General features: G+C 38.2%; 16 protein-coding genes and 1 tRNA gene. 5 read left to right on the top strand and 12 right to left on the bottom strand.

Annotated elements, in window-relative coordinates; genetic code table 11:
• The first annotated feature begins 88 nt into the window (after positions 1-88).
• From recN to AC1DCD_RS04265, 5 genes are all read left to right on the top strand, one after another.
• The gene (recN, locus tag AC1DCD_RS04285) at positions 89-1,750 is read left to right on the top strand and encodes a DNA repair protein RecN (protein WP_464640489.1); all 1,662 of its coding nucleotides are present in this window, start codon (positions 89-91) and stop codon (positions 1,748-1,750) included.
• 10 nt (positions 1,751-1,760) lie between these two features.
• Entirely contained in the window at positions 1,761-3,419 is a 1,659-nt protein-coding gene (locus AC1DCD_RS04280) for a tetratricopeptide repeat protein (RefSeq protein WP_464640491.1), read from the top strand.
• Positions 3,420-3,507: 88 nt separating this feature from the next.
• Entirely contained in the window at positions 3,508-4,026 is a 519-nt protein-coding gene (locus AC1DCD_RS04275) for an isoprenylcysteine carboxyl methyltransferase family protein (protein ID WP_008446796.1), read from the top strand.
• A gap of 305 nt (positions 4,027-4,331) precedes the next feature.
• Positions 4,332-4,406: transfer RNA gene (locus AC1DCD_RS04270), tRNA-Arg, on the top strand.
• A 155-nt stretch (positions 4,407-4,561) separates the two neighbouring features.
• Positions 4,562-5,758, top strand: coding sequence for a tyrosine-type recombinase/integrase (locus AC1DCD_RS04265; protein ID WP_464640494.1), 1,197 nt, complete (start codon positions 4,562-4,564; stop codon positions 5,756-5,758).
• A gap of 186 nt (positions 5,759-5,944) precedes the next feature.
• Here AC1DCD_RS04265 and AC1DCD_RS04260 read toward each other — a convergent pair whose 3' ends face one another.
• The 12 genes from AC1DCD_RS04260 to AC1DCD_RS04205 all read right to left on the bottom strand — a co-directional run bounded on the left by AC1DCD_RS04260 (position 5,945) and on the right by AC1DCD_RS04205 (position 13,627).
• Positions 5,945-6,202, bottom strand: a complete 258-nt coding sequence (locus tag AC1DCD_RS04260; RefSeq protein ID WP_060933365.1) for a helix-turn-helix domain-containing protein — start codon at positions 6,200-6,202, stop codon at positions 5,945-5,947.
• Positions 6,203-6,286: 84 nt separating this feature from the next.
• Positions 6,287-6,721, bottom strand: coding sequence for a hypothetical protein (locus AC1DCD_RS04255; protein WP_464640496.1), 435 nt, complete (start codon positions 6,719-6,721; stop codon positions 6,287-6,289).
• Between the two features lie 134 nt (positions 6,722-6,855).
• Positions 6,856-7,356, bottom strand: a complete 501-nt coding sequence (locus AC1DCD_RS04250) for a DUF6808 domain-containing protein (RefSeq protein WP_464653012.1) — start codon at positions 7,354-7,356, stop codon at positions 6,856-6,858.
• Positions 7,357-7,438: 82 nt separating this feature from the next.
• Positions 7,439-7,939 carry a glycoside hydrolase family 108 protein gene (locus AC1DCD_RS04245; RefSeq protein ID WP_036854919.1) on the bottom strand — a complete coding sequence of 167 codons (501 nt, stop codon included), beginning with the start codon at positions 7,937-7,939 and terminating at the stop codon, positions 7,439-7,441.
• 166 nt (positions 7,940-8,105) lie between these two features.
• Complete coding sequence (locus tag AC1DCD_RS04240; protein ID WP_036854917.1) at positions 8,106-8,597, bottom strand: phage holin family protein; 492 nt, start codon at positions 8,595-8,597, stop codon at positions 8,106-8,108.
• Positions 8,591-8,884 (bottom strand): hypothetical protein, encoded by a 294-nt coding sequence (locus AC1DCD_RS04235; RefSeq protein ID WP_464640501.1) that lies wholly within the window; start codon positions 8,882-8,884, stop codon positions 8,591-8,593. The genes AC1DCD_RS04240 and AC1DCD_RS04235 overlap by 7 nt, the downstream gene beginning before the upstream one ends.
• 24 nt (positions 8,885-8,908) lie before the next feature.
• Positions 8,909-9,517, bottom strand: a complete 609-nt coding sequence (locus AC1DCD_RS04230; RefSeq protein WP_464640503.1) for a DUF4376 domain-containing protein — start codon at positions 9,515-9,517, stop codon at positions 8,909-8,911.
• 43 nt (positions 9,518-9,560) lie between these two features.
• Positions 9,561-11,174, bottom strand: a complete 1,614-nt coding sequence (locus tag AC1DCD_RS04225; protein ID WP_464640505.1) for a BspA family leucine-rich repeat surface protein — start codon at positions 11,172-11,174, stop codon at positions 9,561-9,563.
• Positions 11,175-11,198: 24 nt separating this feature from the next.
• Positions 11,199-11,513, bottom strand: a complete 315-nt coding sequence (locus AC1DCD_RS04220; protein WP_464640507.1) for a hypothetical protein — start codon at positions 11,511-11,513, stop codon at positions 11,199-11,201.
• Positions 11,514-11,515: 2 nt separating this feature from the next.
• The gene (locus AC1DCD_RS04215; RefSeq protein WP_464640509.1) at positions 11,516-12,019 is read right to left on the bottom strand and encodes a DUF6712 family protein; all 504 of its coding nucleotides are present in this window, start codon (positions 12,017-12,019) and stop codon (positions 11,516-11,518) included.
• Positions 12,009-13,181, bottom strand: coding sequence for a hypothetical protein (locus tag AC1DCD_RS04210; RefSeq protein WP_464640511.1), 1,173 nt, complete (start codon positions 13,179-13,181; stop codon positions 12,009-12,011). The genes AC1DCD_RS04215 and AC1DCD_RS04210 overlap by 11 nt, the downstream gene beginning before the upstream one ends.
• 23 nt (positions 13,182-13,204) lie before the next feature.
• Entirely contained in the window at positions 13,205-13,627 is a 423-nt protein-coding gene (locus tag AC1DCD_RS04205) for a hypothetical protein (protein WP_060932616.1), read from the bottom strand.
• Positions 13,628-13,630: the final 3 nt, after the last annotated feature.

Below are 13,630 nucleotides of genomic sequence, written 5' to 3'. Positions count from 1 at the left end.
AGAATATTTTTTTAAGATAGTAAGAAAGAGCGATATTTATAAGATATAAGAATAAATCTTCGTTACCTACAGAAATATAGATATATTTATGTTAAAGAATTTGTATATAAAGAATTTTACGCTTATTGATCAGTTAGATATATCTTTCCATGCAGGCTTTTCTGTGATAACAGGAGAAACTGGAGCAGGTAAGAGTATTATTTTGGGCGCAATTGGCTTATTATTAGGCAATCGCGCAGATAGTAAGATGATAAAAAGTGGAGAGAAAAAGTGTGTTGTTGAGGCGCATTTTGATATTTCACAATATAATTATAAGAGTTATTTTGAGGATCTAAATATAGATTTTGAGCCAAAAGATACTATTCTTAGACGCGAATTGATGGTAAGTGGTAAGTCTCGTGCTTTTATTAATGACACTCCTATATCCCTACAAGGAATGCGCATATTAGGGGAGAAACTTATTGATATCCATTCTCAACATCAGAATCTTTTATTACAAAAAGAAGATTTCCAACTTAACGTTGTTGATACTATTGCGCATGATGAAGAAGAGTTGAGTGAATATAAGAAAGCTTTTTTGCAGTACAAAAGAGCCGAAAGTGAACTTATATTACAAACAGAAAAGCTGAAAAAAGCAAAAGAGAATGAAGATTTTTTGCGTTTTCAGTATAACGAGTTAGACGCAGCTAATCTTGTTGCAGGAGAGCAAGAAGCATTGGAACAAGAGTATAAAATGCTTTCTCATTCAGAAGATATTAAGAGCTCTCTATATCAAGCTGTCAGATTATTAAATGATGATAATGCTATTTTGGATAACTTATATAATGTATCTGAAATTATAGATAGGATAATGATAATGTATCCAAAAATTAAAACATTAGCACAGCGTATAAAGGAATCGTATATTGAGCTGAAAGATATTGTAGGTGAATTGAGTACTGATGTAGAGGAAATAGAATATGATCCTAAGAATTTGGAAGAAATTAACCAAAGAATGGAATTGATATTTGCACTTGAGCGTAAATATCATGTAGAAGGTGATGTTCAGCTTATTGAGCTTAGGGATAATATAGATAAACAGTTACAAAATATAGATAATAGTGATGAGGAGCTATCCTCATTGCATAAAGCAGTAGAGCATTGGAAGAAGGAAACTGAACGGTTATCTAAAAATCTTACTTCTGTTAGAACTAAAGTAGCAAGTCATATAGAAGAAGAGATGCGTAAACGTCTTATTCCTCTTGGTATTCCAAAGGTTCAGTTTAAAGTTGAAATAGAAGGAAAAGCATTATCATTAAATGGAAGTGATAAAGTGCAATTCCTTTTTTCTGCCAATATAGGAACAGCATTAGAGCCGATAGCTCAAATAGCATCAGGTGGCGAAATAGCTCGTGTGATGTTGTCATTGAAAGCTATGTTGAGTGGAGCAGTAAAGTTGCCTACAATTATTTTTGATGAAATAGATACAGGAGTGAGTGGTAAAGTAGCAGAGAAAATGGCAATGATAATGAAGAATATGGGCGGAACTGCGAGACAGGTTATTTCTATAACACATCTTCCGCAGATAGCTGCTTTTGGTAGTACTCACTATAAGGTGGAAAAGGAAGATACAGAATTAGGAACACGTAGTAAAATGAGAGAACTTTCTATAGATGAGCGAGTGCAAGAGATAGCACAGATGCTCTCTGGTGAAGATGTTACAGATGCTGCTCTTCTGAATGCACGTGAATTAATAAAACAATCTAAATAAGGAAGTGTTTATGAAAAAGGTAAAAACTATATTATATCTTTTGTTTTTTTTGTTACAGTATAGTGTAGCTCAGCCATCAAGTGTTAAGAAAACGGCAAGAAGTTGTTTTACACTCACTACTTTTAAATCTGATGGTTCGTTGTTAGGTAGGGCAAATGGAGTATTTATAAGTAGCGATGGAGTAGGGGTAAGCTTATGGACTCCTTTTATAGGTGCAGATAAAGCTGTGGTGATTGATGCTAATGGTATTAGCCATGATGTGGAGTGTTTACTTGGGGCTGACGAGATTTATAATCTTGTTAAGTTTCGTATAAAAGGTAGTGTCTCTGCAGCTTCTTTAGCATCTGTTATAAATAAAGACCAGACAGTATGGGTAACTCCTAACCCAAAAACAGGAGCATCTATTAAGGCTACTGTAACAGGAATAGAAAAGTTTAAGAGGCAATATAATTATAGTTTGCTCAGTTCTGCTGCTTCTGAGCAAATGAATGGTGCGGCTGTTGTTGATGATAAGGGTAAGGTTTTAGGCTTATTTAGTATATCATCATCTCAACAGTGTGCTACAGATGTAAGATATGTCAATGATTTTAAACTTACGGGGCTATCTCAAAATGATAACATTATGCGAACAAGTTCTATTCGTATAGGTTTGCCAGACTCTCAGGAGGAGGCTTTAGTAGCCTTGGTGTTATCAAGTGAGAAACCTTTAGAAATTTATAAAGCAACGATACAAGATTTTATAAATAAATTTCCAAAGGCAGCAGAGGGATATAATATTTATGCAAATAAGTTGTTAGGAATGGGTGATATAGTAGGTGCAGAAAAAGCTATGAGAGAAGCTATAAAGAATGTGTCTGCTAAAGATGAAGCCCATTTTAATTATGCACGAAATATGTATCTTGCATGTGTAGATAGTTCTTTGTTTGCCAAGGTAAAGTCTATAGGTTGGAGCTTAGATAAGGCAAAGCAAGAGGTAGAAATAGCTTATAGTATAAAGCCTATGAACATTTATAAGCATTTGCAAGCACAGATAATTTATTCTGAAGGAGATTATAATAAAGCTTATGCAGCTTTTGAGGCTTTAACAAAAACAGATATAAAAAATCCTGAGCTGTATCTTGAAATGGCTCAGAGCAAACAACATCTTAATGCTTCAGATGAAGAAATTTTAAGGTTGCTTAATCAAAGTGTAGAATTGTGTGATACGCCTTATGTGGCAACATCTGCTCCTTATTTTTTTGTTAGAGGTCAGCAGTTACAGAAGATGGGTCGTTACCGTTTGGCGGTAAAGGATTATTATGTTTATGAGAATTTAAATAAAGGAGGTTTATCTTCTGATTTTTATTATAATCGTGAACAATGTGAAGTAAAAGCAAAGATGTGGCAACAAGCTATACAAGATATAGCTATTGCTGCTCGTCTTGACCCTAAGGAGGTACTTTTTCCTATTGAAGCTGCTAATTTATTATTGCGGATAGGAAAGTATGATGTAGCAAAGAATATTGCAAAAGAAGCAATTAAGATAGATCCTAAAGCTGCTGAAGCTTATCTTATTTTAGGTATTTCTCAATGTGAATTGAAAGAAAAAACCGAGGGGGTAGGGAATATTATCAAGGCAAAAGAACTTGGCAATAAACAGGCTGATAGCTTTCTTAAGAAATATAAATAGCATGTTAGCAAACGTATAAAACAAAGATACTATAACGAATTTTAAATAAAAAGTACCATATTTTAATTTTATTTTATTGATAACAATTATGAATAATATTATTTCTATATTTATTTTTTTCTTTATATTGAGACTTATCTCTTTATCGTTTTCTATACGCAATGAAAAACAGTTGATAAAAAAAGGGGCAAAACAACATGGTAAGTTTAATTCTCTTTTGCTTACATTAGCTCATATAGCTTATTACTTTGGAGCTCTTTATGAGTCATATACTAATAGGACTTATTTTAATAATTATTCTTTATTAGGTGTAATCGTTATGTCTTTTGCTTATATTATGCTGTTTTATGTTATGTATAAGTTAAGAGATATATGGACAGTAAAATTATACGTTCTGCCTAATCAGCGAATAGAACGTAGTTTATTGTTTCGTACAGTTAGGCATCCAAATTATTTCCTTAATATAATACCTGAATTATTAGGTGTAGCTTTGCTTTGTAATTCTTGTATAACTTTTTTTATTGGTTTCCCTGTGTATTTATGTTTATTATTTATACGTATAAAGCAAGAAGAGCGAGCAATGGAAGGTATGTTAGATAAAGTATAACTATTCCTATTGGTTTAATTAAATTAATGTGTATCAGAGTTATTCTGTGTGTCTTATAATAGGAAGAATAGAGATAAGGTTACATTATAAAAAACTGCAATTTCTGTTTACAGGTGCATTCTAAAAGTATGATGATATGTACCACCTTTTATCATTGACAAATTGTCTAATAAATTTAACCAATAGGGAGGTATTTGTAAAATATACGCTGTTTAAAATAAAAGAGCAGCGATTATATGTTTAAATACTATGTTATAAATTTGGTAAGTAATAATAAAAGTATTAATTTTGCATACGAAAGTGTTGGTTCCGTAGCTCAGTTGGATTAGAGCAACAGCCTTCTAAGCTGTGGGTCTTGGGTTCGAACCCCAACGGAATCACTTTTCTTAAAGTCCCTATAATACTGACTTTTAATAACTTTCCTTTTCTTTCCACTCCAGCCGTTAAGCTATCCGTAATAAAAAAAACGCTTATTCCGTCCAAATTTGGACAACCAAGCAAGTTTTTTCTATTCGTTTAAAAATTTTAAAGGTTAATGGCAACAATAAAATTCGCAGTCCTTAAGCATACAAAGGCAAAAGATGGGACGTATAAGATACGTATCTCCATAGGACATAAATCTGAAACACATTATATCGTAACGCCTTATTCTGTTAATGCTCTTTCAGAGTTCAATAACGGCGTAGTAACAAGAATACCTAATGCTCATGAGATAAATGTAAAACTTCGCAACCTCCTTAACGATTACGAAGAAAGATTGGAACGCATACCTTCTCCAGACGATTATAATTGCAAACAACTCCGCGACCTCCTCAAGTCAATGCGCCCTCATTCCTCTACAGCTACTTTCCAGCAAGTAACCGAGCAATACCAAAAAGAACTCACAGAAGATGGTCGAGGCTCTTACGCTGGCATGCTTCAAAACTCGTTGAGGCTCTTCTTTGAATTTACAGGCGGTGATGTTTTTCTTTCTGAAATTAGTACTATTACTATATCAGAGTTCGAACGTTGGCTAAAACGAAAAGGGGTATCACAAACATACATCAGCATGACCCTTTCAATGACCCGTACAATCATTAATCGTGCCATAAGAATGCAACTCGTAACCTATAACGTACACCCATTTACTTATTGGAAACGACCAGCAGACCCAGAACGTGAGCTTGATATATCAGTAGAAGACATGCGAGCTATCAGAGACGCACAACCACGATTAAAGAAACAGAGGATTGCTCGTGACATCTTTATGCTCTCTTATTATCTCGGAGGTATTAACCTTATAGACCTCCTTGATATAGACTTCCGAGATGTAACCGTCCTTGAATATACTCGGCATAAATCTCGCAACATGAAACTATCAGATAAACGTATATCGTTTACTCTCCAGCCAGAGGCAAAGGAGATTATCCACAAATGGATAAACCGTAATACAGGAAAACTCGACTTCGGTTATAAGTTTTCGTATAAGAATTTTCTTGCCTATATTACCCGAGCGATAAAGAGCCTTGCAAAAGATATAGATATACAAGACTATAAGAAGGTTTGCTATTATACCGCTCGCAAATCATTCGTACAACATGGTTTCGACCTTGGCGTCAGCCTTGAAGTCTTAGAATATTGTATCGGGCAGTCGGTAAAGAATAATCGTCCTATCTTTAACTACTTGAAGATAATGCGAAGGCACGCAGACGTAGCATTTCGTATGATTCTCGATAATCTTGCAAATGTTTAACAACATAAAGCCCCACTACTTTCTATAAGCGGTGGGTGCTTCTTTTTAAAAATTTAAATAAACAAAATTATTTATCATTAGCTCGCTTGCTAATTGCTTAAACTTTTTAACCTATGAAATATAATTTACGTATAAAACTCTCCACTGCAAAGGTATAAAAAAGATTTGCTTTTGCAGCATAAAAAGCTACTTCTTGTAACAGCCTTTCTTTATCATTTCACAAGTCCATGCTGAAACATTATTAGGGTGAGCTTCTTTTAGCAGCCTTTCCGCCTCTTCATCAAAAGTTATGGTTCTCCTTATACCATATCGACCACTCACTAATGGTACATTTTCCTCCCTTAACACTTTGTACACCGTGTTTACGGACACTTCGCATTTTTTGCAAATGTCTTTGATAGAGGTGTATTCTTTATATAATTTTACTATCTTTTCTCTTTTCATATTTTCTCTGCCATACAGCACAATACGCTTTCAAGCTCACAGCGGTTAGACTCGCAAGTCTAACCGAGTAATATAACGTCTTCTTTATGCCTCTGTGTAATATACTATTCTGTCAGCGTCAGAACAAGTGAATATGTTACCGTCATTAGTGTCTACACGAATCATAGTATCGTAACCGTTACTATCTAAAAGGTATAGCGTGCGTTTGCTCCTTTCTATAGTATCGGAATACCCGCAGGACTTCCAATAATCTATCAAGTTTTTGTTCCCTTTTTCGTCAGGGAAACGACCCTCTGTTTCTGAAGGGCAATTTAAATAATAATCATATTCGCTAATAATATTCCCCACTACGAAGTCATCTACGCCATCTTGCCCCGCATAGCCGAAATATAAAGTTTTAATACGCTTTCCTTTTAATGCTTGTGCAGCTTCTATCGTCAACTCCTTTAATTCACCCTCGTTATACAATGCTTTCATTTCTCTGTATAACTCCTTACTTTCATTGATTCCTCTATTCATGACTTTTATTTTTTATATTTGTTATTAATTACGAGTACAAAGGCAATAATAAAAAAATATACACCAAATATTATATCAATTATATTACTTGGTTTAACATTATTTAGACATTACTGCCTTTATTAATAATGCTCTTAAAAAGCAAAGATATTGTAGCTTACCCCTATACCGATGTATGGTTTAAACTCTGCGCCGTTATATCCATATCCAGCTTGCAGACTTACTCCCCACCGCTTAGGTTTGGTCATTATAGTGTTAGTTATAATCTTTGTATCTCTATATAGCTTAATACTATCAAGGCTTGCATGGTAGCCGCTTATATAGGCTTTATATCCTTTTCCCTCATACATCTTTTGCACGATAGGCACTTCCACGCTCACGCTATCCCTCTTCGCTTGTATGCTGCCGCCCTCTACATTAGCTATGTTATTAATAGTATCAGAGCTTATGTTGTTAGCTTGTGGCACCACCACTTTAAGCCTCGCCACTTCTCTTCTTATCACGACACTATCCCTTACCATTGGCAATAGCTCCGTAACGGTATCATGCAGGGTAATAGTATCGCTTTTAATCACTGCTTCGTGCGGCGTATGAGCGCGTTCGCACTGCCAATAGTTAAGTAGTAGGCTTAACATAAAAAGCAGGCTTAAAACGCAAATGAGAATGTGGGGTAAATACCCTTTATTATATTGTGTCTTCATAATCTATTACGCACTCTTACTTCTTCGGCACTCCGTATGCTCTGCAAATCCAGCCATTAAGGAATCGTTTTTGATTTGGTCGGCTGCTTACGATAGCGTTATAAAACCTTATCCTTGCCTGTGTAATACGTGGAAAGAGGCTCTCTCCTGCCGCGTTTATAGCCGCTAAGGTGTTACTACCTACTATGCCGTCTGCTTTCACGCCTACAAGCCTTTGCACACCTTTAATGCCGCTTATGCCGCTGCCCCATACCCAATCTACCATGTTATTGGCTACTCCTTGCGACTTTATCTCGTCCGCCTTGCATCTATCCCAAAAGATATGCTTAAAGACGTGTTCCCACTCCTGCTCGGTTATATGTTTAAGGTCATCTACGGTCTTCTTGCTGCCGTACACGGTTCTGTATGTGTTTATTGTTATCCCCATGTTTGTAGCACCGCCACGGTCTAAGGGGTCGTTTACAAAACCACCCTCACTCTTCTTTATAAATGGTATTAACTTCTTGTAATCTGCCATAATATATAATTTCCTTTCTTTTTGTTTTTTAGTTTAAAATTTAAAAACTACATCTATACTCGCGTACCGATGTAGTGGAATAAAAATAAAGATACTTCTAAGATAAAAATATAATAACAAATAAAATATAAAAGTATGAAAATATAGTTTTTACTCTTCTTCTCTTTTACTGCCCATTATCCTGCACCGCACCTCTACTCTTAGTAATAAACTCCGATACGCTTTTTATAGCGTCCTTAGCATCAGCTGATGTAGTAGCGTTAATAACTATCTGCATTAAGTCGTTAAGCTGCACAAGCTCGCTCTTACGCTCCTTAGCGTGTTCGTATAATGATTTTATCTCTATTATAAGCAGCACTATACACAGAGCCATTGAGGCGTAAGGCAATAAAGGTATATGGTAAAGATAAAATCCAATAAATAGTACCGTGTCTATTGTGAACGCTATCAGCATAAACCGCCAATACTCCGTAAACTTGTCTATGGTGATTCTCATCTTATGTGATGATACTTTCTTGCCTAATTTCTTATTCGTGTATATCCTGTCCCAAAGGTCTACAAGTATTGCTAAGACGATTACCGCCCACAGCATACCGCAAATGCCTAAATGTACACCCATAGAATGTAGGAAGTGATGTGATATTTCGAGTTCTAACATTTCTTTTCCTCCTTTCCCTTATAGTTAAAGAACAGCCAGCCAAAGCCTCGTACAGCCATATAATAAGCAAAGCACCACACCATAAGCCACGTACAAGTACTTCTACCCACCATATCCGCTAACAGCCTTTTGTCGGCTCTAAAGCGTTCTTTCTTACCGCCACCCTCGTTATACATTGCATCATGCAGCTCACAATATTCTTGAAACATTCCAAAGAAAGGCGGACGCAAACCCATTACGCCACACCCATTTACTCCATTTCTCCAAAATACACCCTTTAGCCTCATTGTCTTCTTTCTCCTTTCTCCTCTTTAAAAGTTCAGCTTATTAGGATAGCCTTTCGTAAAGTCATACCCTCTCACCTCGTCTACATTCTCTAAGGCTCTCACGGCTCTCTTATGTCCCTCTGTTACTATATAACACGCATCAGCATAACGTTGTATCTGCGCTAAGATTATTCGCACTTTCTCTATCGCTAAAGTTACCTGCACACCCTCTACAACAAAGGTTATATCTTTCTCTCCCAATAGCTCGGCAGCGTCTAAGCTCACTAAGTAGTTTGCCCTCACAGCAGGTGTTACCCACGTGTGCAAACCCTTAAAGGTTAAGTCGTTCACATTGTCGCTATTAGAGTAGTCTTCTATCTCGGCTATCTTCCTCGCTTTCTCGGCTTCTAAAGGTAGCTCTTCTTTCTTGTCTTGCGAAGTAGCAGAGTGTCGCTCCTCTCGTTTTTTACGTGCCTCCTGCTCGCGCTCTTTCTCTATTCGCTCTGCCTCTTGAATATCTATCTCCGTATATCCCTCTGCATTGTCTAATGTAGATAACCACACCTCATAGCCTAATACATTACCATTGTGCATTATCTTCTTACCCTCTTCGGCTATCAATACCTTACAGCCGCTTATCTCTCTTACTTCCATTATATCTTTTCCTTTCTGCTTTTTTTGATGAATATTTCCTTTCTTAGTACTTTGCTATCGTCCAGCCTTTCTTAGCTGCCGCAGCACGCTCCTCATCGCTCAATCTGTCATACACCTTCCTGTCTAACGTTATCACGCACGGCTTTAGTCCTTTCGCTACTCTGTCGTCTGCTCCCTCGCCAAAAGTCCATTTAAGCGATTTTAACCCCTCTTCGGTTTCTCCCCATTTCGATGTACCGTTTATCTTTAGCTCCTCTAACAAGTCAAAGGTAAGCGGCAGCCATAGTTCCTGCAAGCTATCTACGCCATAGAACATATCATTTGCGCCTTCTACTTTCCTAAAGGTGCTATTTCTGAAATCCAACTTCTTTAGGCTCGAGCAGTTTTGAAACATAGACCCTGTCCACTTTATATTCGACAAATCCCATTTGCTTGTGTCTAATGCTCGCAAAGACGAACAGTTTCTAAACATATAAGAGCCACTCGTTAGCTCCGACAAATCCCAAGAACTTGTGTCTAATGCGTCCAAGCCCGTGCAATAGGAGAACATAAACCCTGCATTTTGTAAGCTCTTCATCTGCCAAGAGCTTGTGTCTATATACTTCAAGCAGTCGCAGTTCTCGAACATTCCGTTTGCGTCCCTCACGTTCTTCATCGTCCACCCATCGAAGTTCACAGACCTTAACGCTTTCCAACTATAGAACATCGCGCTCACATCTGTTATCAGCGTGGTGTCCCACCTGCTCAAGTCTAACTCTTTAACATACTGATTACCGCTATCGTTATTAGGGCTGCTAAAATTCCCTAACTTCCCCTTTACCGTGTAAGCACCCATGTAATACACTCTGTAAGTAGTACAAGAAAGGTGGTCTTCCACAGGTGTCCTTTTCACCGTCCCTGTCTCCGTATCAAACCATATATTATATTGTGGGTCTTTAGGCTCCGCTTCTACCACCTTACGCACTTCCATTTCCTGCTCGTATTCCTTTTTCCTTAGTGCAGCCAAGCGTTCTGCCTCGCCTAACGTGGCGTGTATCTTATCAGTGTACTCCTCGCGTTTCTTCTCCGCTTCCACTCTCTGACTCTCATTCTTGGCAACGCTCCTTAACTCACCTAACAAAGACGTAATGTCGCTGAACGTATTATAGTATTCCTCTTGCGTACCTCCGTAGCCATGCTCCTTAGCTAACTTATATGCATCTGTGAGTACCATAGGAATGTAAGCCTTTATCTCTGCTGCATCAAATCTCGAGTTCTCTCGTACTAACTCTACCACACCCTCTGCAATAGCAACGTGTAGCCTCTTGCCATTATCGAAGTTCGCATCTTGAGTTTTTACATACACCTCCACACGTAACCTACCAACATGAAGTTTATGTTTACTCAGGAAACAGCGTACCTTGTTCTCGTCCGCTAATTCGCATCTGTTCCACACGCCTGCTTTCCTGCCTACGCTATACGTAGCTACCCCTACTTGGAACTTAATCTCAAAGTCGTCCACCTCGCCTATCTTATAAGGCTCCTCGCCTGCCATAAGCTCTACAACAACCTCGAAGTCCTCCTTGTAGTTTATCTTCACTATCCCTTTCGCTGTCTGCGGCTCTTCCGCTCCGCCACACCTGCTAAATTCTCTATCGTTATAACACATATCACTCATGATTATATCTTTCTTACGCTATGATTAATCTTTATCCTTTAGGTATGGAGGCTTAATAGGGTTTATGGGGGTAGCTCCACCTGTAGCTGGTCCTGTGCTATTGCTTATACCGAAAGCCTCCTCTATATCCTTTATCTTGGAATCTATCCTTGTTAATCTCTCTTTAACCTGCACAAGCTCATTTCGTAAAGACGTAGAATCTCCTTTATCTATCTTCTCCTCTATGAGGGCTATCACATCGTTGAAAAGTCCCCCTACACGTTTTGCTGTATTCTCGCCCTCCTTTGTAGCGTTAGCTATAAGATTAGCTTTTATCTTTAAGTCGTCTATTGTTGCCATCTTTATTCTCCTATTGCGTGAACTCTTACCCTTGTACCTCTCACAGGAGCTACATCTTCTTTGCCTCTGCTCCTTATGTACGTGAGGCACGTCCCTAAGTATGTTTCCGCTACCTCCATAGCATCATTATACATCTTTAGCCTGCTCTTATCACTCTCCCTGTTAGCATAGCTGTCATTATGCTGCATTAATCCTGTTCGAGTGAGCAAGCCCCCGTCTACCATAGTCATCTTGGCGTAAACGAAATAAGAAAGGGTTAATCGCAAACCTGCACATCTCTTCAGCCGTCCGTCTTTGTCCGTAAAATCTCCACCATCAAGCAGTATTATATCCTCGTCCTTTTCCTCTTGAACCTCTTTGTAACACGCCAACCCAATAGCAGGAATAATATATATATCTTCACACTCGCGGATAAACGTCAATACCTCGCCCTCATCAATATGCCTTGACGTTGGACGCGCCAGCTCTTTAAACTCCTCTACCGTGATTAAATATTTATTCTCCATTATATTTATCGTTATTATCCGCAGAAATATACTTCAAAGGCTTTATCGAGAAATCTCGCGGTATCATATTATCGTACCAATTCTTAAACAGCATTGTGAACGCTCGCTCGATAAATCTCTGCTCATTCGTAACCTCCCCTGCATAATATTCGTAAGCGTCTTTCATGACGTTGCCCGAAAAGCCTAACTTCCCGATACGGATAGAGTAGAATAGCTCTTGATGGAATTGTGAATATATCCGCTCGACCACGCTCGACTCCGTAACCGTAAACTCTTTATCAAAGTTCCTCGTAGGGAACTCGACAACCTTAGGCTCGTCTTCGTCATTCTCCAGCTCTACCATCATTATCATTGACCCTCGTGTATCGCCTTGAAACTGCCGCATATCCTCATCGGAAATCATCTTTTGTTCGACCTCATTCCCATTCTCATCTATACGAGGTAATCCTTTCTTCGTAACCAGCATACAAGCCACGAGGAAATTATTACGTGCATTCCTATACTTGATATTTCCCAGCCCTTCGTCTGTCGAAATCTCCGTTATAACTGCATCATAGATAGGGGTAGGGTATTGGTATCTTCCAGCCATAGAAAGCCACATGATTTGTCCTTTATAATTCTCTATCCCCCCTGCATTCTCTATCTCCCTCATTACTACCGTAGGGTCAGGATTGAACACAGGGAATCTATCGATATTCCTTTCTTCGACCAGCTGCCTCCTGCCGTTCTTCGTCTTCTCGCCTTTCCAATCAATATGCGTAAGGATATGTGCAACTACCCCCGCATCGTCTGTTTCTTCTAATCGACATTGTTCAAAGGGCAGGTAATTAACCTCTGTTACCTGCCCTAAGACATTATAATTGACATGAAGGGCAAAGCCATTGAAACGAGTAATATCCCCTGCTACATTCTTCAATAGGTCGTCCATCGTTATGTTATCTCTATTAACGACCCACTCCGATAAAGCCTCATCGTTGAAACCGTACCCCTCGACAAACTTTTCGTAACGAGATAGGCACAACTTAGCTGTCCCCGAGGCATTAGTAATATCTATCACGTTCTGCGGATAGAGGTTATCACTACCATATCGTTGCATCTTGAAACGTTGCTCATAGTTGACTTCTACACGCTTCTGCGGCTTCTTAGTAGTTTTCACATTCATCTTCTTTACCCTTCTTCTTATAGTTATTCTTTTCCTTTGCTGTCTTTATCTTCTTCCTCCTTAGAGCCTTCTCCTGCTTCCTTTTCTGGGACTTTCTGAAATAAGTCTACATTATTAGGAAACTCCTTTAGATAATCCTCTGCAATCTCATCTGTAAGGTTGTCGTTTGAAAACACTTTGCCGTCCATAAAGGCTGGGCAATTGATTATAGCTCCAGCTTTTAATCTATAATTAAGTTTTTCTGCCATTTTTCCGTATTTTTTTATGTAATGATAAATCTCTATAAGCCCATCATGATAACATTGCTGACATGATGTTGGCACGAAATCCTTTCCTAAAACTTCGTAGTAAAGGTTTTCTATGGTAGATTTATCAGTAGAGCCAAAAGGAGCGTCAAAGCGTCCTCTTAGCTCTTCTATTATCTTCTTTGCCTCTGCCAGCTCCATTAT

The sequence above is a fragment of the Prevotella sp. C0209C1 genome, from assembly GCF_056583855.1.
The sequence above is the reverse complement of the archived record's forward strand: the minus strand, read 5'-3'. Positions and strand labels throughout refer to the sequence as shown.